The organism is Vibrio sp. D420a (assembly GCF_030248625.1).
GTDB classification, from domain to species: Bacteria; Pseudomonadota; Gammaproteobacteria; order Enterobacterales; family Vibrionaceae; genus Vibrio; species Vibrio fortis_A.
In genome coordinates this window covers 45890-66719 of sequence record NZ_JAHGAN010000029.1, presented here as the reverse complement: position 1 = coordinate 66719, position 20830 = coordinate 45890, and the positions used below count along the sequence as shown (strand labels likewise).

18 protein-coding genes are annotated in these 20830 nt (G+C 45.8%); 14 read left to right on the top strand and 4 right to left on the bottom strand.

All coding sequences use genetic code 11. The annotated features are described in order from the left end of the window. Nucleotides 1–409 precede the first annotated feature (409 nt). Nucleotides 410–1837 carry a sodium:alanine symporter family protein gene (locus KI743_RS18835; protein ID WP_285467737.1) on the top strand — a complete coding sequence of 476 codons (1428 nt, stop codon included), beginning with the start codon at nt 410–412 and terminating at the stop codon, nt 1835–1837. Nucleotides 1838–2046: 209 nt separating this feature from the next. After that, nucleotides 2047–2823 (top strand): peroxide stress protein YaaA, encoded by a 777-nt coding sequence (gene yaaA / locus KI743_RS18830; protein WP_150870961.1) that lies wholly within the window; start codon nt 2047–2049, stop codon nt 2821–2823. 106 nt (nt 2824–2929) lie between these two features. Here the strand turns inward: yaaA and srmB are convergent, their stop codons facing one another. Continuing rightward, nucleotides 2930–4162 carry an ATP-dependent RNA helicase SrmB gene (gene srmB, locus KI743_RS18825; protein ID WP_032553156.1) on the bottom strand — a complete coding sequence of 411 codons (1233 nt, stop codon included), beginning with the start codon at nt 4160–4162 and terminating at the stop codon, nt 2930–2932. A 108-nt stretch (nt 4163–4270) separates the two neighbouring features. Next, nucleotides 4271–4993, bottom strand: a complete 723-nt coding sequence (locus KI743_RS18820; RefSeq protein WP_285467734.1) for a tRNA1(Val) (adenine(37)-N6)-methyltransferase — start codon at nt 4991–4993, stop codon at nt 4271–4273. A 312-nt stretch (nt 4994–5305) separates the two neighbouring features. Between KI743_RS18820 and brnQ the strand changes: the two genes are divergently transcribed. Then, complete coding sequence (gene brnQ, locus KI743_RS18815; RefSeq protein WP_285467733.1) at nt 5306–6619, top strand: branched-chain amino acid transport system II carrier protein; 1314 nt, start codon at nt 5306–5308, stop codon at nt 6617–6619. Nucleotides 6620–6743: 124 nt separating this feature from the next. On the opposite strand, the gene fldB is transcribed toward brnQ, so the two are convergent. Beyond that, on the bottom strand, nt 6744–7265 hold the full coding sequence (gene fldB, locus KI743_RS18810; protein WP_150870967.1) for a flavodoxin FldB: 522 nt from the start codon (nt 7263–7265) through the stop codon (nt 6744–6746). Nucleotides 7266–7416: 151 nt separating this feature from the next. Here fldB and xerD point away from each other — a divergent pair, with 151 nt between their 5' ends. The 9 genes from xerD (at nt 7417) to KI743_RS18765 (ending at nt 16751) form a co-directional block, all read left to right on the top strand. Then, the gene (gene xerD / locus KI743_RS18805) at nt 7417–8331 is read left to right on the top strand and encodes a site-specific tyrosine recombinase XerD (protein WP_285467731.1); all 915 of its coding nucleotides are present in this window, start codon (nt 7417–7419) and stop codon (nt 8329–8331) included. Between the two features lie 26 nt (nt 8332–8357). After that, the gene (locus tag KI743_RS18800) at nt 8358–9137 is read left to right on the top strand and encodes a thioredoxin fold domain-containing protein (protein WP_032553161.1); all 780 of its coding nucleotides are present in this window, start codon (nt 8358–8360) and stop codon (nt 9135–9137) included. A 74-nt stretch (nt 9138–9211) separates the two neighbouring features. Next, a complete protein-coding gene (gene recJ, locus KI743_RS18795; protein ID WP_150895813.1) occupies nt 9212–10948 on the top strand; it encodes a single-stranded-DNA-specific exonuclease RecJ in 1737 nt (578 codons plus the stop codon). A 227-nt stretch (nt 10949–11175) separates the two neighbouring features. Further along, a protein-coding gene (prfB, locus tag KI743_RS18790) for a peptide chain release factor 2 (RefSeq protein WP_150895812.1) occupies nt 11176–12274 on the top strand; the annotation gives its coding sequence in 2 pieces (ribosomal slippage) (nt 11176–11250 and nt 11252–12274; 1098 coding nt in all). A 50-nt stretch (nt 12275–12324) separates the two neighbouring features. Further along, nucleotides 12325–13842: a lysine--tRNA ligase gene (gene lysS / locus KI743_RS18785; protein WP_152468170.1), complete on the top strand. Its 1518-nt coding sequence runs from the start codon at nt 12325–12327 to the stop codon at nt 13840–13842. A 278-nt stretch (nt 13843–14120) separates the two neighbouring features. Continuing rightward, nucleotides 14121–15455, top strand: coding sequence for a cyclic-di-GMP-binding transcriptional regulator VpsR (vpsR, locus tag KI743_RS18780; protein WP_150895810.1), 1335 nt, complete (start codon nt 14121–14123; stop codon nt 15453–15455). Between the two features lie 311 nt (nt 15456–15766). Next, entirely contained in the window at nt 15767–15889 is a 123-nt protein-coding gene (locus tag KI743_RS18775) for a hypothetical protein (RefSeq protein WP_263641666.1), read from the top strand. Between the two features lie 107 nt (nt 15890–15996). Then, nucleotides 15997–16248, top strand: a complete 252-nt coding sequence (locus KI743_RS18770; RefSeq protein ID WP_032553167.1) for a hypothetical protein — start codon at nt 15997–15999, stop codon at nt 16246–16248. Between the two features lie 191 nt (nt 16249–16439). Further along, on the top strand, nt 16440–16751 hold the full coding sequence (locus tag KI743_RS18765; RefSeq protein ID WP_032553168.1) for a DUF6482 family protein: 312 nt from the start codon (nt 16440–16442) through the stop codon (nt 16749–16751). Between the two features lie 22 nt (nt 16752–16773). Here the strand turns inward: KI743_RS18765 and mutH are convergent, their stop codons facing one another. Beyond that, a complete protein-coding gene (gene mutH, locus KI743_RS18760) occupies nt 16774–17439 on the bottom strand; it encodes a DNA mismatch repair endonuclease MutH (protein ID WP_285467727.1) in 666 nt (221 codons plus the stop codon). 614 nt (nt 17440–18053) lie between these two features. Between mutH and rppH the strand changes: the two genes are divergently transcribed. Both rppH and ptsP read left to right on the top strand, forming a co-directional pair. Beyond that, nucleotides 18054–18572 carry an RNA pyrophosphohydrolase gene (gene rppH, locus KI743_RS18755; RefSeq protein WP_032553170.1) on the top strand — a complete coding sequence of 173 codons (519 nt, stop codon included), beginning with the start codon at nt 18054–18056 and terminating at the stop codon, nt 18570–18572. Between the two features lie 2 nt (nt 18573–18574). Beyond that, nucleotides 18575–20824: a phosphoenolpyruvate--protein phosphotransferase gene (ptsP, locus tag KI743_RS18750; RefSeq protein ID WP_285467725.1), complete on the top strand. Its 2250-nt coding sequence runs from the start codon at nt 18575–18577 to the stop codon at nt 20822–20824. Nucleotides 20825–20830: the final 6 nt, after the last annotated feature.

Sequence of the window (20830 nt, the reverse complement as noted above, 5' to 3'; positions counted from 1 at the left end):
TCCAAAAACGGTGATTGTTCACTATACCTTGTAAAGCCTAGGCTGATGGCTGTTTTATAGGATGCTGTGCAGGTTAAAGAGAGATACTGTCCATTGTTGAGCTTATGTCCCGATAATGTGACTTTTATGAGGTGTTGTTGTTGCGGTTTGTGTTAACAAAAGGTGATTTTTTAGTGAAATGTCACTTTTATATGTGATTTTTTGCATATTGATTTTTGCTAAATCTCACTGCATTATCCGCCCGTCAAAAATACACTGATACGTAAAATGGATGCATGAAGCGACATTTACAGTCTCAATCGCCGCAAGAACATAACAACGAATGCCGACACAACATTGACAGAGGCATAGGCGATTAAGAGGAAGGCTAGGAAGCATGATCGGTGCTTAAACTCAATACGAGGTTCACGTGACAGATTTAATCAATTTAATGAACGATCTTCTTTGGGGATCAATCTTAGTTTACTTGCTCGTTGGTGTGGGTATCTACTTCACCGTACGACTAGGCTTCATTCAATTCCGCCACTTCGGCCACATGTTCTCAGTCCTGAAGAACAGCCGTAAAGCAGACAGCGCTGGTATCTCATCTTTCCAAGCTCTTTGTACTAGTCTTGCTGCTCGTGTTGGTACAGGTAACATGGCTGGTGTTGCTGTTGCTCTAACTGCTGGTGGCCCAGGTGCTATCTTCTGGATGTGGCTAATTGCGATGCTAGGTATGGCAACGTCGTTTGCAGAGAGCACACTGGCTCAGCTGTACAAAACGCGCGACAACGACGGTAACTACCGTGGTGGCCCTGCATACTACATGGAAAAAGGTCTAGGCATGCGTTGGATGGGGGTTCTATTCTCTATCTTCCTAATTATTGCATTCGGTCTTGTTTTCAACGCGGTACAAGCAAACGCAATTGCAAGCGCTATGAACACAGCGTTTGACTTTGAGCGCAGCTACACAGGTATTGCGATTGTTGTTATCTCTGCATTCGTTATCTTCGGTGGTATCCGTAAGATCGCACGTACTGCTGAAATCATCGTACCGATCATGGCGCTAGCTTACCTTGCTATTGCATTGTTCATCATGTTCGCAAACATCGAGAAAGTGCCAGAAGTATTGGCTCTTATCTTCAAGAGTGCATTCGGTCTGCAAGAAGCTGCAGCGGGTGGTTTAGGTTACGCAATCGCTCAAGCAATGATCAACGGTATCAAACGTGGTCTATTCTCGAACGAAGCAGGTATGGGTTCTGCGCCAAACGCAGCGGCATCAGCAACGCCTTACCCACCGCACCCTGCGTCTCAAGGTTACGTTCAGATGCTAGGTGTGTTCATGGACACTATCGTTATCTGTTCAGCAACAGTTGCGATCATCCTAATGTCGGGCGAATACGTTCCTCATGGTGAAGTAACAGGTATCGAACTGACTCAACGTGCACTAACAGCACAAGTAGGTTCATGGGGTGGTATCTTCGTAGCGGTAGCGATCTTCTTCTTCGCTTTCACTTCAATCATCGCGAACTACTCTTACGCTGAAACGAACCTAATCTTCCTTGAGCACAACAACAAGAAAGGCCTAGTGCTTTTCCGAGTTATCGTTCTAGGTATGGTTATGTTTGGTTCAATGGCAACATTGCCAACAGTATGGGCATTGGCTGACGTATCTATGGGTCTAATGGCGATCGTTAACTTGGTAGCGATTATCCTGCTATCAGGCATCGTGATTAAGCTTGCGAAAGACTACAACCGTCAACTAGACGCGGGTAAAGTTCCAACATTTGATGCGAACGATTTCCCAGAGCTTAAGTCTCAGCTAGAAGATGGTATTTGGGACGGCAACAAGAAGTAATCTTATGATGCGACGCTGAGCAATATAGAGCGTCCACCGTTTCTCAAATTGAAAGGCTAAGGTAGTGATACCTTAGCCTTTTTTATTGTGTGGACATTAGTGAAATAGGTGTTTATCTATCGAAGTAATAGGAAGAGTCATAAAGACAAATTGATGTTTTTTCTATACTCTATCAAGCATAAAGTCAGATAACCGATTAGGGTAAAGTTATGTTAGTTGTCGTATCACCAGCAAAGACATTAGATTATGAATCACCATTGGCTACCGAGCAGTTTACTCAACCAGAGTTTATTGAACACTCTGCCGAGCTGATTGAAGAGTGCCGTAAACTAACGCCTGCAGATGTTTCGGCGCTAATGAAGGTGAGCGATAAGATTGCCGGCCTTAACGTGGCGCGTTTTGAGCAGTGGAGCGAAACCTTCACTCAAGAGAATGCTCGCCAAGCTATTCTGGCATTTAAGGGCGATGTTTACACCGGCCTTGAAGCGGAAACTCTGACGGACGCGGATTTCGAATACGCACAAAAGCACCTACGCATGTTGTCAGGCCTGTATGGTTTGCTTAAGCCGTTGGACTTAATGCAACCTTACCGCTTAGAGATGGGTACACGTTTAGCGAATGCTCGTGGTACTAACCTTTACCAGTTCTGGGGCAACCTGATTACTGATAAGCTCAATGAGACGCTAAACGCTCAGGGCGATAATGTGCTTATCAACCTTGCATCGAATGAATACTTCAAAGCAGTGAAGCCAAAGAACCTAGATGGTCAGGTGATCACCCCTGTATTTAAAGACTGTAAGAATGGCCAATACAAGGTGATTAGCTTCTACGCGAAAAAGGCGCGTGGCATGATGGCACGTTACATCATTGAAAACCGTGTTGATTCGATTGAAAAGCTGACTCAGTTTGATACTGCGGGCTACTACTTTGTTGAAGAAGAGTCGAACGCAAAAGAGCTAGTGTTCAAGCGCGAAGAACAAAACTAATCTTCGTTTTATCTCAATGACTAAAAAGCCCCTGACAGCGTTGCTATCAGGGGCTTTTGTTATTCTGTAGAGTGGGTTAGGTCACCGAATGAGTGACCTAAAGCAACTACTTCTTCTTTTTCTTAGCTGCTTTTTTAGCTGCGCCTTTCTTATCGTCCTTCTTCACCTTTTTCTTCTTTTTGAAGACAGGTTTCTTGTGCGTAGGACGCATACCTTCGATGAAGCGCTCTTTGATGCTCTCTTTAGTATAACGCGCAACACGCTCAATCATTGGTTGGTCGTGTGCTTCGATTAATGAGATAGCATTACCTTTCTTACCAGCACGAGCTGTACGGCCAATACGGTGTAGGTAAACGTCAGCGGTACGTGGCATGTCGTAGTTAATTACGTGGCTCACGTCTGGTAGGTCGATACCACGAGCTGCTACGTCAGTTGCCAGTAGGACATTCACAGTGCCATCACGGAAGCGAGCAATCGCATTGTTACGGCGATCTTGTGGCATTTCACCTTGAATCCAAGCACATGGGATCTGTGCGCTCTCTAGTTGAGCTCGAAGGTCCGCTAGGCGCTCACGTGTTTTTAGGAACACGATAGTACGTTCTGCTTGTTCAGTGATGATGTGCTTAAGAAGATCCAGCTTGTGCTCAGCTGTGTCTGCGCGGTGGTACCACTGAGTGATCTTTTTACGCTCACGTAGAGAAGATTTAGCATCGATCTCTGCTGGGTTGTTTAGTAGATCTTCAGTGAAGCCTTCAACGCCTTTCCCCTCTAAAGTAGCTGAGAATAGTAGCGTCTGTTTACGCCAGCGACACTCTGCAGATAGACGATCAACAACTGGACCAAAGCCCATGTCTAGCATGCGGTCTGCTTCGTCTAGGATCAGCCATTCGATAGCACGGCAATCAAAGCGTTCTGCTTCGATGTACTCCATTAGACGACCTGGAGTTGCAACAACGATATCTTGAGTCGTGCCTAGGATATCTGCGTGCTCTTGATACATCACACCACCGGTAATGGTGAAGATGTTAAGGCTGGTGTATTTTGCAAGATCACGAGCTTGGTCTGCGATCTGCATTGCTAGCTCACGTGTCGGCGTTAGGATCAGCATACGTGCTGGGCCCGCTTTCTTACGTGGGAAGTCCAGTAGGTATTGAAGTGCTGGTAGAACAAATGATGCAGTCTTACCAGTACCTGTTGGTGCAGAAGCTAAAACGTCTCGTCCATCTAACGCTTGTGGGATTGCTTCAGCTTGTATCTGTGTTGGGCGTTCGTAACCCATCTCGTCGATTGCTTTAAGCAGCTCTTGTTCTAGATCGAGTTCTGCAAAGGTTCTGATCACTGTTGTTTCTCCACAAGCAATAAATGTGTCTGCACGTCGTTGGCAGACGATAAAAAAGAGTAGTCGGACATTATAGAAGCATTAGTGATTAGGATCACATGGTATTTGCTACATCTTGAGATAAAAATCTTGGGTTAGGGCGATAAACGCCTCGCTGTAACCATTTTGATCGTGAATTAATAGCTGCTGGTGGTCGAGTTGCACATCGGGATCTTTAGATAGCTCAAACAAAAGACGTGTAGGTTGCTTTCTGGCGGTGGTTCTCACATCCAGTCGGCGCGATAGATACCACCCACTCTGTTTGGTGAGCTCAATAAACTGTTCCCCTTCAACCATCGGCAGAATAAAGCTCGCAGTGGCCGATTCTGTCGTGAGTTCGTAGCTGCGTACAGCCAGCGCTTTGTGATCAAGGCTAGCGGTATGACGAGCCGTAGCGCGTTGGCTATGTGCCGCCTGCTCTCCGGAATTAAAATAGGGTGGATTACAGATGATGGCGTCGAATTGCTCTGGTAATTCAACCTCTAGCACACTACCAAAATAGAGCTGTAGACGATCGCTCCAAGGGGAGTGGTCGAAGTTAATCTTGGCGGCATGAATGGCGTCAGGGTCGATATCTATTGCTGCAAGGTTTACCGAAGGGTAACGCTGCGCCAGCATCAGTGTTAACAAGCCAGTACCGGTACCAATATCCAGAACGTTTTGTTGGCGGTTAAGTTGTGTCCATGCACCCAGTAGTACGCCATCGGTGCTGACAGGCATTCCACTCTGCCCACCATAAATAGAAAACTGTTTAAAATTAAAGCTTTTTGTCTCTAGCGTTTTTTCTTTCATAAATCTGCAGGTACCGGAATTTTTAACTATTTAGCTTTGTTGTTGATCTTTTGTACAGGCTTTTGTTCTGATTTGGTTTTAATTGTTGCAACTTATGAGTAGTTTATAATTGTGGCTATTTTTTCAAAACTAGTGAAATAAACTGCTTTTTGTATGAAATTGCAAATTAATATGGTGTTTTTCTGCGGTAGCTTGCAGCTGACTGAGTGTTTCGTCATTATGCGCGACTATTTTATAGATTGAATGGCAGTTTTTAGCTGTAACATTCACGCAAGCACAACATCATTTCAAAAATATAATTAAGGATTATCTGTGAAACAGAGTCTAAAACTAACAGATATTATGGCATTGGGCTTTATGCTTTTTGCGTTTTTCTTGGGTGCGGGTAACATCATTTTCCCACCTCTCGCCGGTCAATTAGCGGGCGAAAATGTCATTCCAGCGATGTCTGGTTTTCTTTTAACTGCGGTAGGTCTTCCTTTAATTACGATTGTTGCTATCGCGGTTGCTGGTGGTTCTTGGGGTCATCTAACTAAAGATCTTCCAAAACAAGCAGCGACGATCATGGCGGTGTTGATCTTCATCATCATCGGTCCTGCGTTCGCAGCGCCACGTACTGGCCTAGTGGCTTACGAGATGGCAGTGAAGCCGTTCTTCATCGATGCAGCTCAAGCACACCTAACGATCTTCTCGATTGCATTCTTTGCGATTGCGATGTTCTTTGCATGGTCACAGGGTAAATTGATCGATGTGATTGGTAAGGTACTGACGCCAGCACTATTCATTGGTCTAGTGATTCTAGCGATTGCAGTTTTTGTTAACCCACAAGGTGAGATCGTTGCAGCACACGGTGATTACCTAACTCAACCTCTAACCAAAGGCTTCCTTGAAGGTTACAACACCATGGATACTTTCGGTTCTCTGATGTTTGGTATGCTGATCGTGGATGCGATTCGCAGCAAAGGCATCACTGATCGTGCAGCGACAACTAAGTACCTGATCAGCGCAGGTTGTATTGCGGCTGCGGGTCTAGCGTTTGTTTACATCTCACTATTCTACCTTGGCGCGACAAGTGCTGCGGTAGCTTCTGGTGCAGATAATGGCGGTGTGGTTCTTAGCCAATACGTTCAATCTCTATTTGGTCCTTCAGGTCAGATCGTTCTGTCTGTGATTGTACTGCTAGCGTGTTTGACGACGGCTATCGGCCTTATCTCTGCATGTTCTGAGTACTTCAGTTCTCTAACACCGATGTCTTACAAAACTTGGGTAATCATCAACGGTGTAGCGTGTGCGACGGTTGCTAACGTTGGCCTAGCTCAGCTTATCTCGCTGTCAGTACCGGTTCTATTTGCACTATACCCAGTAGCGATTGCATTGGTAGCACTGACTTTCCTACGCAAGAAGCTGCCAAACCCTCAAATGGCATACCGTGTAGTTATCCTAGTGTCTCTATTGTTCGCTCTGATTGATGCAGCGAAAGTAGCGGGTGTAGATGTATCTGCACTGAAGATGCTACCAATGTTTGAAATTGGTATGGGTTGGTTACTACCAACAACAGCAGCTATCATCTGCATGTTCTTCGTAGGTAAATCGACAGCACCAGAAATGGCTGAAGAGACGGTTTAATCTCTGAGAGTTAATCTGTTTTCGAACTAAATAGAAAAGGCCCCGTGACTGATTAGTCGCGGGGCCTTTTTACATTCGCTGGTTTTAATGCTCATCACTCACGTGATAGCGAGTGGTTGATGAGTTAGATCTTTTCGCTGTATTCAACCAGAACTTGCTCAACCCAAGCTGCGATTCGCTCATCGCTCAGCTCGTATTGTGAGTCTTCATCAAGAGCAAGGCCTACAAACTGTGATTGGTCTTCTGTTAAGGCTTTTGATGCTTCAAACTCGTAACTGTCGTCGTTTGGCCAGTATCCGACAAACTCCGCACCTACGGTTTTTAGTTCGTCGTGTAATAGACCCATCGCATCAAGGAACCATTCGCCATAGCCTTCTTGGTCGCCCAGTCCGAACAGTGCCACGACTTTGCCTTTTACAGGTGTGGTTGCTAGGTCATCCCAGATTTCATTCCAATCTTCTTGGATTTCACCGAAGTCCCAAGTTGAGATACCCAGTAACAGTAGGTCGTAGTCGGCCATCAATGAAAGTGGCGTCTCTTTTACATTGTGAATGTCGACTAAGTCTTCGCCGATGATACCGCGAATCTTTTCTGCGGCCATTTCTGTGTAACAGGTGGTTGAGCCGTAAAACAGTCCAATTTTCATAGCATGTGTTCGATTTTTATTTTGAGATGGCGAATTCTAACCATAAATTGAATTCGATTGCAGCGATTATCCGCCCAAGTCGTAATTTTTATAGCTTTCATCAGGTCTGTAGCTTAATCTCAAAACAGTTTCCAATATGATGAGAATAGCTATGCAGTCGCCTCAAGGGCAGAACGCCGATCATGGTCTTGTTGAACAATTTTTAGATGCGATGTGGATGGAGAGAGGGCTTTCGGAAAATACGCTCACCTCCTATCGTACGGATCTTGCCAAGCTGCTTGATTGGATGGAAAAGAATAATTATCGCTTGGACTTCATTAGCTTATCCGGCTTGCAGGATTATCAGAGTTGGTTGGTCGATGCGAACTTTAAACAGACTTCGCGTGCCCGTATGTTGTCGGCGATTCGTCGTCTATTTCAATATTTGCATCGTGAAAAGGTAAGGGCTGACGACCCGAGCGCCTTGTTGGTGAGCCCAAAGCTGCCTCAGCGCTTACCCAAAGATCTCAGTGAAGAGCAGGTTGATGCCTTACTGGATGCTCCAGATCCGAATGACCCGATTGAGCTTAGAGATAAAGCGATGCTGGAGCTGTTGTACGCAACTGGCTTGCGTGTGACTGAGCTGGTCAGCCTAACGATGGAGAACATCAGTTTAAGACAAGGTGTGGTGCGGGTGATTGGTAAAGGTGGTAAAGAACGCTTGGTTCCAATGGGTGAGAATGCCATAGACTGGATCGAAACCTTTATTGAGCAAGGTCGCCCTCAGCTGCTTGGAGAGAATAGCTCGGATGTGGTTTTCCCGAGTAAACGTGCCAAGCAGATGACCCGACAAACCTTTTGGTATCGTATTAAGCACTATGCGGTGATCGCAGGTATAGATACGGAACTACTGTCTCCGCACGTTTTAAGACATGCGTTTGCAACACATTTACTGAACTATGGTGCCGATCTCAGAGTCGTACAGATGTTATTGGGACATAGTGACTTATCGACAACCCAAATTTATACTCACGTGGCAACGGAAAGACTGAAGCAAATTCATGCTCAGCACCACCCACGAGCTTAGATTCAAACAATTTTAAGGTGAACTTAATGAGCGTATTACGCCGTCTTCCTCTATTGGCACTGCCTTTTGTCATCACTGCTTGTAACGCATCTGAAGAGAATGTTGAGCAGGTTAAGACTGCAGTAGAGGCAGCACCCACTCAAGCTTACGATATTAAGGCTTTGACTCAGCGTTTTGAAAAGATTGGCGTCAAAGTGACGGATGTTGTGCCATCGGATATCGATGGTCTAGTCGAGGTTCAAACCAATAGCGGTATCATTTTCTCGTCTCCATCGGGTGATCACTTCATCGCAGGTACGCTTTACTCACTGGATGAGAACGGCAAATTCAGCGACGTATTAGCGGAGCGTCAGGCTCCTATCAATGCAGCTAAGATCGCAGAGATGGCAGACTCGACCATCGAATACAAAGCGGATGATGAAAAATACGCGATTACGGTCTTCACGGACATCACCTGTGGCTACTGTGTGCGTCTACACAGCCAAATGCAGGGCTATAATGATCTAGGTATTACGGTTCGTTACATGGCTTATCCGCGTCAAGGGGCAACGGGTCAAGTCGCTAACCAAATGGCGGCTATCTGGGGCTCAGATGATCCGAAAGCGGCAATGCACGATGCAAAAGTGAATCGTCAAATGCCAGACTCGGCGAAAGCAACGTCTGAAACCAAATCTGTGATTGCTAAGCAATACCAATTAGGTCGCGAGCTTGGTATCAGCGGCACGCCAGCTATCTTCTTACCAAGTGGTGAGCTTGTGAGTGGCTACCTGCCTCCAGCGCAACTTATCCAACGCTTAGAGCAGTAATTCGCTGCTCAGCAACACGCATTTCCAAATTTACACATAAGGAATGGCCCAACTTGGTTTGGGCCGAATAGGTCATGATTGAGATACAACGTCGCCCTGAAGTCGATACCTCCGTTCTTCCTGCAGATTTGCCAGAACTACTCAAACGTATCTACGTGAGTCGTGGAATCAATAGCCCAGCTCAGTTAGAGACGGCAGCCAAAGGCTTGCACTCGTACCAAAAGCTCGGCGGGATCGATGCGGCAGTTGAGTTGCTATTCAAAGCTATTCAGCAGCAGAAACGCATTATTGTCGTGGGCGACTTTGACGCGGATGGCGCGACCAGCTCTGCACTTTCTGTGTTGGCGCTGCGTATGCTTGGCAGTAATAACGTTGACTACTTGGTGCCAAATCGTTTTGAAGACGGCTATGGTCTGAGCCCGGAAGTGGTAGAGCAGGCGATTGAGATTGGCGCGGAAGTGATCATGACCGTGGACAATGGTGTCTCATCGATTGAAGGGGTACGTTTTGCCAAAGAGAAAGGCTTAGATGTTCTTGTTACCGACCACCACTTACCGGGGCATGAGCTGCCGATGGTGGATGCGATGGTCAACCCAAACCTAGAAAGCTGTGCGTTTCCTTCTAAGGCACTCGCGGGGGTTGGTGTTGCATTCTACCTGATGATGGCGCTATGCGTTCACATGCGAAAACTCGGTTGGTTTGCCCAGCAAGGTATGGCCGAACCGAAACTTATGGAATTGATTGACCTCGTAGCACTTGGCACGGTTGCCGACGTTGTCCCTCTTGATGAGAATAACCGTATCTTGGTACACCAAGGCTTACAGCGTATTCGTGCAGGCAAGGCGCGTCCGGGCATTCAGGCACTGATTGAAGTTGCGAAGCGCGATGCTCGTCGTTTGGTTGCGTCTGATTTCGGTTTTGCTCTTGGACCTCGTATCAATGCTGCTGGACGCCTTGACGACATGTCATTTGGTGTGGAACTGCTGATGAGCAATAACATCCACGCGGCGCGTCGTATGGCGAGTGAGTTGGATGGTCTTAACCAAACTCGTAAAGAGATTGAAGAGGGCATGAAGCAGGAAGCGATCGCTTTCTGTGAACGTCTGGAGTTTGGCGAAGCAGATCTACCCTGTGGTTTAGCACTGTTCCAACGTGATTGGCACCAAGGTGTGATTGGTATTCTTGCTTCTCGCATCAAAGATAAATATCACCGCCCAGTGATTGCGTTTGCTGATGGAGGAGAGGGCAGCATTAAAGGCTCTTGTCGCTCGATTCCTGGCTTACACATGCGTGATACGCTGGATCGGATTGATACGCAGAATCCAGGTCTGATTGTTAAGTTCGGTGGCCACGCAATGGCTGCGGGCTTAACAATCATGGAAAAAGATTTCGAACGCTTTAGCAAACTGTTTGATGAAGCGGTAAAACAAGATCTTGGTGAAACGGCACTCAAAGGCATTATCTTGTCGGATGGAGAGCTGCTTCCTGAAGAGTTTTCCATGCATACCGCTGAGTTTTTGCGTGCTGGTGGTCCTTGGGGACAAGCTTTCCCAGAACCAATCTTTGATGGCGAATTTAAAGTGCTTCATCAAAAGCTAGTCGGTGAGAAGCACCTGAAATTGATGCTGGAGCCACTTTACAAAGGTCACCCGACCAATGTGATGATTGATGGTATTGCTTTTAATGTCGATTTGCGTCGCTGGCCAGATGCGTCGGTTAAAACCGTGCACCTTGCCTATAAGCTGGATATCAACGAGTTCCGCGGTAATCAATCATTGCAGTTAATGATCGACAATATCGAAGCTAAGTAGCGACCAATTCGTTTACGCTAAAAGCAAAATTGAACGCGTGCCCCGGCTCCTTTGGGGCGCGTTATTGTTGTTTTTAACCTTATGTTAACCCCATTCTTATCTCGCTGATTTCCTTTTGCGCATTCATCAGCGATTGTTCGACTTTCTTATCTAAAAATTCCTGTATCTCCGTCACACTTTTGAGTACAATTCTTCGGTTAAATTCTACTCATAAATGATGAGCTAAAATGTTTGAAATCAATCCAATCAAAAACCGTCTGCAGGATGTGTCTGAGCGCACAAATATCCTGAGGGGGTACCTTTGACTATGACGCTAAACAAGAGCGTCTAGAAGAAGTAAACGCAGAACTAGAACAACCGGATGTATGGAACGAGCCTGAACGTGCGCAAGCACTGGGTAAAGAGCGTGCATCACTGGAAGCTGTGGTAGAGACCATCGACCAACTTGACCAAGGTGTTGAGGATGTGGAAGGCCTACTTGAGCTAGCGGTTGAAGAAGAAGATCAAGAGACATTTGACGAGATCGAACCTGAACTGGCTGAGCTAGAAGCTAAGCTAGAGAAGCTAGAGTTCCGTCGTATGTTCGCAGGCGATCACGACGCATCTGATTGCTACATCGACCTACAATCAGGTTCAGGTGGTACAGAAGCGCAAGACTGGACTTCAATGATGCTACGCATGTACTTGCGTTGGGCTGAAGCGAAAGGCTTCAAGACCGAAGTAATTGAAGTTTCTGAGGGTGAAGTTGCTGGCCTTAAAGGGGCTACGGTTCGCATCTCAGGTGAGTACGCTTATGGCTGGCTACGTACAGAAACGGGTGTACACCGCCTAGTTCGTAAGTCTCCATTTGACTCGAGCGGTCGTCGTCATACGTCGTTTGCTTCTGCGTTTATCTACCCAGAGATTGATGACAACATTGATATCGACATTAACCCTTCTGATCTACGTATTGACGTATACCGTGCATCTGGCGCGGGTGGTCAGCACGTAAACACCACGGAATCGGCGGTTCGTATTACTCACGTTCCAACCAACACTGTGGTTCAATGTCAGAATGACCGTTCTCAGCATAAGAACAAAGACCAAGCGATGAAGCAGCTTCGTGCAAAACTGTTTGAATTAGAGATTCAAAAGCAGAACGCAGAGAAGCAAGCGAATGAAGATGCTAAATCTGACATCGGTTGGGGTAGCCAAATCCGCTCTTACGTACTGGATGACTCGCGCATCAAAGATCTACGTACTGGCGTTGAAAACCGCAATACTCAAGCGGTTCTTGATGGCGACCTAGACAAATTTATCGAAGCTAGCCTGAAATCAGGTCTGTAAGCTTTTCACCGAAAAACAATTTTCATAAAGAAAGACAGGATACATCGAAAATGACTGATGCTGTTCAAAACGAAAACGCACAAGAAGAGAATAAGTTGATCGCCGAGCGTCGTAGCAAGCTGGATCATATCCGCAAGAGCTGCAAAGCAAACGGTCACCCAAATGATTTCCGTCGTGAGCACCTAGCTGGCGACCTTCAAGCGGAATTCGGTGAAAAGACTAAAGAAGAGCTAGAAGAGCTAAACCACGTTGTTGCAATCGCTGGCCGTGTAATGGCTAAGCGTGGTCCATTCCTAGCTATTCAAGAAACATCAGGCCGTATCCAAGCGTACGCTGCAAAAGATGTTCAAAAAGAGCTTAAAGAGAAATACCAAGGCCTAGATATCGGTGACATCATCGGTGTTAAAGGTGCACTTCACAAGTCAGGTAAAGGCGACCTTTACGTGAACATGGAGTCTTACGAGCTGCTAACTAAAGCACTTCGTCCACTTCCAGAGAAGTTCCACGGCCTGACTGACCAAGAGATGCGTTACCGTCAGCGTTACGTTGACCTAATCGTGAACGAAGACTCTCGCAACGCATTCATCGTGCGCTCTAAGCTTGTATCTTCAATCCGTAACTTCATGAGCTCAAAAGGCTACCTAGAAGTTGAAACGCCAATGATGCACGTGATCCCTGGTGGTGCGACTGCACGTCCATTCATCACTCACCACAACGCACTAGACATCGACATGTACCTACGTGTTGCACCTGAGCTTTACCTGAAGCGTCTAGTTGTAGGTGGCTTTGACCGTGTATTCGAGATCAACCGTAACTTCCGTAACGAAGGTCTATCTCCACGTCACAACCCAGAATTCACAATGATGGAATTCTACCAAGCGTACTCTGACTACAAAGATCTGATGGATCTAACAGAAGAGATGCTAAGCACAGCAGCGATGGACGTTCTTGGTTCGACTTCTATGCCTTACGGTGACGAAACTGTAGAGTTCGGTGGCAAGTACGCTCGCATGAGCATGTTTGATGCAATCAAGCACTACAACCCTGAGCACGCTGAGATTCAAGCGCTAACAGAAGCAGATCTACAAGACCGTGAGAAGATGGTAGCTATCGCAAAATCTGTACACGTTGAAGTAGAAACATTCTGGACATGTGGTCAACTTCTAGAAGAGATCTTTGGTGAAACGGCTGAGCCTCAGTTAATTCAACCAACGTTCATCACTGGCTACCCAGCGGACATCTCTCCTCTAGCACGTCGTAGCGATGACAACCCGTTCTTCACAGACCGTTTTGAGTTCTTTATCGGTGGTCGTGAAGTAGCAAACGGCTTCTCAGAGCTAAACGACGCACAAGACCAAGACGAGCGTTTCAAAGCGCAAGTTAACGCGAAAGATGCTGGCGATGACGAAGCAATGTACTACGATGCAGACTACATCACAGCACTTGAGCACGGCCTACCGCCAACAGCAGGCCAAGGTATCGGTATCGACCGTCTAGCAATGCTGTTCACTAACACGCACACAATCCGTGACGTGATCCTATTCCCAGCGATGCGTCCACAAGCGTAATCTTTCGCTTTCGCATTTAGCGTGAATTCTAAAAGCCACCTTCGGGTGGCTTTTTTATTTCTAGGCGTATCAAAACCTTACCTACTCCGCACTCTGAGTTCGAAAAATCATTATTTGTGACATAGTCTTACTATTGAGACGAAGAATCTTAGATAGTCTCACTACTAAACGTCTTTGGCGTGAATATGAACTTGCTTGCGCAGTGAATTTCCCATATATAGGGAAGAGCAATAGTTAGTACTCGGCCAAATAAATAGAAAATTGAATAAGGAAGAAGGATGGGAACTCAATTTAAGATGGATTCCTTACCAGGCTCTCTTATCGTCGTTGGTGGTGCGTACGAGCCTTGGTTATCTGTATTAGAACAAGTGGGTTGGCAATGCACTCAGTGTGCAGACCTACGAAAGGCAGATGCACTCTTTACGGAAACCGGTCCCTGTATTGGGATCGTTGATCTAAGCCATGATGAGTTTAGTCTTAATGGCGTCGCTAATTTAGTGAGTAATAACAAACAGGTAAGATGGTTAGCTCTGATTCGTGAATCACAATTAAGTTCAGACACTATCTGCCAGTTTATCGTGAATTTCTGTATCGACTTCTTCACGACTCCGATCCCGGATGCTCAGCTACTTAGCACGATAGGGCACCAGTTAGGCATGTTAAAGCTTGAGAAGAAGGTGTGGCCAAATTACGGTTTGAACAGTGATATGGGGCTTTTAGGGGACTCTGTAGCAGTCAAACGACTGAGAGACCAAGTTAAGCGAATTGGTCCGACAGACGTTAGTATCTTGATCTCAGGAGACAGTGGGGCAGGTAAAGAGACCGTTGCCCGTTCAATTCACAGACACTCTTCTCGTGCTAAGCACCCTTTCTTGACTGTGAACTGTCGTGCGCTTTCAGAGTCAAGAATCGAAAGTGAACTGTTTGGCTTGGCAGGTAAAACAGGTGATACCCCATGTATGCTCGAAGAGGCGGATGGTGGAACGATACTGTTTAACGATATCTTAGCCATGCCTAGAAATCAGCAGATGAACCTGCTTAAGTTTTTGCAAGACGGTAAGGTTGAGACCTCAAAAGGTCTGCGCTCAGTGGACGTGCGTATTCTGGCCTCAAACTCTTCAGATATAGAAAAGGCCTTGATTGAAGGGGACTTTAACGAGGAGCTTTATCATTACATTAATGTGTTGCGAATCCATGTCCCTAGCTTGAAAGAACGTGTCAGTGATATCCCTATCTTGGCAAACCACTTCTTGCATGATTACTCCAAAGAGTTCAACGCACAGGCTAAGAACTTTTCAGAGTCGGCAGCCACTGCATTGTCTCGTTATCATTGGCCAGGCAATGTGCGTGAGTTGATGAATCAAATTAAGCGTGTGGTATTGATGTCTGACTCGATCATCATTGATGAAGAGCATCTTGATTTACCAAAGCAGCAAGATGAGAAACGCAGCTTGAAGAGTATCCGAGAGCGCTCTGAGCGTGACGCCTTAATTGTCGTATTAGAGTCGCATGCGGGGCAGGTTTCATTGGCAGCCAAGGAGTTGGGTGTTTCGCGTGCTACCATGTATCGCTTGCTCAATAAGCACAGCTTGATATCTGAAGGACTAGTCTAAGCAATACTATTATTTGAAAGCCACGCACTGCGTGGCTTTTTTTGTTTTTGGTCGAAGCTTTCTATCTGACTGAAAAGTTTGAACAGAGATAAGCTCTACAGATTTATATAATCATAGTGAATATCTTATGCTTAATATTATATGCAACTGAGATTTTAGGTGAATGCTTTGTTTTCAGATTGTTAATAGATAAGTGGTTGAATAATGTTCTCGTTTGGATAGAATTTAACCGTGAAAGCAATGGTTTAATATCAAACCAAAAGCATTCGAATCACATCTTTTTGGATTAATTAATTAGCTTGGAGGCGCAAATGAAACATTTCGATTTTATTCAGCACATTTGCGCGTCGTTTGATCCTAGCACTGACATGGTGGCCGCTATGCCACGTCTATCAGTGATGGCCGATCGCAACACCCAAGATAAATCTAACTAATTAATCCGTATCCTTACTTGGCTGCGGAAAAATAGCAGCTAAGACATCTCTATCTCTTATTTCACGCTATTTTTCCCCAGTTTAATTCCACTACTGGAGAATACATTATGCGTCACTCAGTTTACCTAAAATTAGCCACAGTCCTTATTCGCGCCGATCTTCGTCATGAAGAGCGAGCCTGGAAACGGAAAGTTCGTCGTAGTGCTTACGATCTTCCATGGGAGAACGCACACTTACTTAAAGATATCGGTCTAGAAGCCGATGGACGACCAATCGGATTTTCAGAGCCTGAAGCTGTCACTATTGAACGTCGTGTTCGTCACCTTCGTCGTGTTCTAAGTGCGCGAATACTGACGTAATCAGAGGGAGTGATGGCACCTGTCACTCCCTAGGATAATGAAATAGGTGCTGGTTATGGCGTCGGAGGGAGATCTCTGAATCAGTACCGCTAAAAAGAGGAGCAATACGCTCCTCTTTGCATATTTTTTAAAGGGTTATTTAGCAAACAAAAGCAGTTCGACTAAGCTAAAGATATTGAGGGAGGTGAGGTATGCAAAAGCATCAACTAGATATGTGGTTGCATGGCGATCACAAAGACTCTTATCGAACACCTAAGGTTTATGTTATCGGGTGTTCCGATATCCCAGAGTATCTATTAGCAGTGGAATATAAGCATAAATTAGAGCCGGTGAAGCAAGGTGGAGAGCCAGTACACTTTGGATCACTTGATCAAGTCAAAGAGGAGCTCCTCAGACTTGGTTTCGATAAGGCCTATTTACGCCTCCACAACACGTATGACGAGTTTGGTAGTGAGCCAAGTCAACGCTATTGCGATATAGAGTTAGCGCTTAACCCACATTAAGTAGTTGCAAAGTAGCTCGTTATCAAGCGTAGTGTTTTGTCAGTAGCTGATGAGTAAACTGAGTTCTCAGATAGAAGCCGCGTGGCTTAGTCTTAATTGGCTTGCCACTCGCGCCGTACGCCTCGGTTAGCACTCGGCTGTGTGCCGCTTTTGGACGAAGATGCAATGCTTCACCATGACGTGCAGTGATCTGCTCGACGTTACCTAAAACGATCAACTCCATCAGTTCTTCCCAATCTCGTTTGAGAATCTCTTCTTCCTCTTCACTTGGTGTCCACAACAGTGGTGATCCTACGTGACGATCTGCCAACGGGATCTCACGCTCTCCCTCAACTGGGATCCACAAAACTTTGGATAACTTGTTGCGAACGTGACTGGTTTCCCAGGTCAGGCCTTGAACGCCCATCAGAGGTGCCACACACACAAAAGTGCTCTCTAATGGCTTGCCACTGTAACTGATCGGAATACTTTTAAGTTCAATACCTAGATGCGCGAAGTCCTGCTCTGGTTTACTCCCAGCGGGGGCGCCTAGGTGCCACTCCAATAGCTGCCCAACCCACCCTTTATCTCGCTTAAGATCTTTAGGCATGGTCATTTCAGCTTCCTCTGCCAGTTCTTGAAAGGTCATACCGGCAATGGCGTAGGCTCGGTCTAGCAGCTCAGCTTCAGTTTGTGGTTCAGGTTTCATAAGACTTCGAGTTGGTAAAACGCCGATTTTATCAGATTCAACTGAAAATGCAGTGTGGTTAATAAATGATCACAGTGGCGATTTAGGGATCAATCCTACGGTTATCCACAGGCTGAGAGGCTAAAATCCAATAAAAACAAACTAATGGATAAATAAACAGGGGTTTTAAGGGGATAAAATGCTTGCTAAATGGCGTACAAAATGAATCTTTTAGTGATGAGTGTGGATAAAGCTAAGGGTGGTTGATCTTTAACCATGTTGAGTTTTTAAAAGATCATTTGAAAAATGTAATTTTTGTTTAGCGTGAGATTTATTTTAAGTTCATGATTATTATGTTTTATTTTCTTGGTTGGGTTGCAGCTTGTTTTAGTTGTTGATGAAACTATGGATTAAAAAAAACGTTTGCGGTGAATTCTTCACATAGTTATTCACAGAAAAGGTGAATAAATGTGGTCTATGTCTCACTATTGTGTGGGTAACTATTTTATGAGCAAAAGTTATCCAGTTTTAAGAAATTATTCATAAATATCGCCCTAATCACGTCACGAAGTTTGCTCCGCTTGGGGATATGTGGAAAAATCAGTGTAATTAAAAATTTAAATAGAGGTTGGCCAGTGATAGATGGCGATGGTTACCGATTAAACGTTGGTATTGTAATCTGTAACAACCATGGTCAGGTCTTCTGGGCTAAACGATACGGGCAACATTCATGGCAGTTCCCTCAAGGGGGAATCGATGAAGGTGAAACTCCGGAACAGGCAATGTACCGTGAGTTATATGAAGAGGTTGGCCTTACCAAAAAGGATGTAAAGATCGTCGCGACAAGTCGTCATTGGTTACGCTATAAGCTACCCAAACGACTGGTTCGATGGGATTCAAAACCTGTCTGTATTGGACAAAAACAGAAGTGGTTTCTTCTGCGTTTAGACTGCGATGAATCGCGTATTAACATGCAGCGTGGAAGTACACCTGAGTTTGATGGTTGGCGTTGGGTAAGTTACTGGTACCCAGTTCGACAAGTTGTTTCTTTCAAGCGAGATGTTTACCGTCGTGCAATGAAAGAGTTCGCTTCTTTAGCTATGCCATTTAAAGAGCGAAAAATAAAAGGAAAACGCAAACAGCGTAGAGGTTAAGCATGCTCAGTCAACTAAGGGAAATAGTTGAACACGTATCTAGGGTTGAAGATGTCTCAACCGCATTGGATATTTTAGTTAAAGAGACGTGCAGCGCGATGCAGACTGAGTGCTGCACTGTGTACTTAGCCAACAATGATATGCAGCGCCTTGAGTTGATGGCAACTCAAGGCCTCATTTTTGAAGGGAACAGCATCCATATTGGGTTTAACGAGGGCTTAGTCGGCTTGGTTAAACGAAGTGCTGAGCCTATCAACCTAGCGCAAGCTTCTGCGCATCCTGCTTATAAGTTTTTCCCGGAACTGGGGGAAGACGTTTATCACTCATTTCTTGGTACTCCTATCATTCACCGCAAGCAAGTGCTTGGGGTTCTGGTTATTCAGCAAAAATCACCGCGCTTGTTCAGTGAAATGGAAGAGTCGTTTCTCGTTACTCTCTCTGCACAGCTGGCGGTTATTGTCGCTCATGCTCAAACGCAAGGTCTGTGGCTGCTGGAGCATCAAGACCAACCTTCGACTAAAGGTATCGCGGCTTCATCAGGTGTCGCCATTGGTGAGTTGTGGTGGGATAACACCCAGCCAGAGTTAACCGATGTTTATCCTGCTTCAACGCTTGATATCGAACGCGAACATGAGTTGCTCGCGGTCGCAGTTGAGAACGCACTGAATGACTTTAAGCGCATGCGTAAGCGCTTAGACAGTGATATTAACAAAGACGCTCTGGCGATTTTCGACCTGTTTACGCACCTTTTGAATGACCCGATGCTGCGAAATGATCTCAAGGCACAGGTTCAGAAAGGGGATAAAGCCGATTGGGCACTGAGACAAGTCGTGGAGAGCTACTCAAGTCGTTTTGCTCGTATGTCTGATCTCTATCTGCGTGAACGAGCGCAAGACATTAGAGAGCTTGGACAGCGTCTGCTCTATTTCTTACACAACTCAGAGCAAGAGCAGCGTTCTTTAGAGAAGCCTATCGTATTAGTGGTACGTGAACTTACTGCCTCTGTGTTGGCTTCGATCCCAAAAGAGAAGCTGCTTGCGGTGATCTCGCTAGAGGGTGCGGCTAACTCTCACGCTGCGATTTTGTCACGAGCATTAGGCATTCCATCGGTGATGGGGGTGACTCTTAATCTTGCTAATGTGAATGGCAAGCAGGTGATTGTTGATGGCTACAGTGGCGAGATATTTATTGAGCCTACCCAGAATCTACTGAAAGAGTATCGAGAGCTGATCCTTGAAGAGACTGAACTCTCTTCAATGGTGAACCGTGATATTCACCTACCCGCTAAAACACAAGACGATCATCAGGTCGAGATTCTCCTAAATGCAGGCTTGAGTGCCGATACCAACATCGCGCTCAATCAAGGGGTTGATGGTGTCGGTCTGTATCGCACCGAGATCTCTTTCCTTCTGCAACAGCGTTTTCCTTCCGAAGACGAACAAGTAAAGCAGTATCAATCGGTACTCGAGAGTTACCCGGATAAACAAGTGGTGATGCGTACTTTGGATATTGGTGGTGATAAAGCTCTGCCTTACTTCCCGATTGAAGAGGACAACCCATTCTTGGGCTGGCGCGGTATTCGATTCACCCTCGACCATCCAGATATCTTTATCATTCAGCTAAGAGCAATGCTGAGAGCTAGCTGTGGCAGTCAGAACCTCAGCATTCTTCTGCCGATGATTTCTGGTGCTCGCGAGCTTGATGATGCATTACAGCTTATCGAGCAGGCTTACGAAGAGGTGCATGAGCTTGATGACCGTGTTCGTATGCCACGTATCGGAATCATGCTTGAAGTCCCGTCAATGCTCTACTTGTTGCCATTGATTGCTGACCGTGTCGACTTCGTATCTGTCGGTACCAATGATTTAACCCAATATTTATTGGCGGTTGATCGGAACAATTCTCGTGTCTCTGATGTCTATGAATCCATGCACCCTGCAGTGATCATGGCGCTTAAGCAGATCCACGATACTTGTAAGCAGTATCAACTGCCGGTGTGTATCTGTGGTGAATTAGCGGGTGACCCGATGGGCGCACTGTTATTGATCGGTCTTGGTTATCAAACCTTGAGTATGAACACCTCGAACGTGGCAAGAACCAAATATTTGATACGTCAGTCCTCATTGAGTGATTTACAAGATTTAGCAAATAATGCACTTGTACAGCCGTACGGCAGTGACATCTATAGTATGATGCTGTCCTATTTCGAACAGCGTGAATTTACCGGCTTTATCAGAGCGGGCAAAAAATAGGATTAA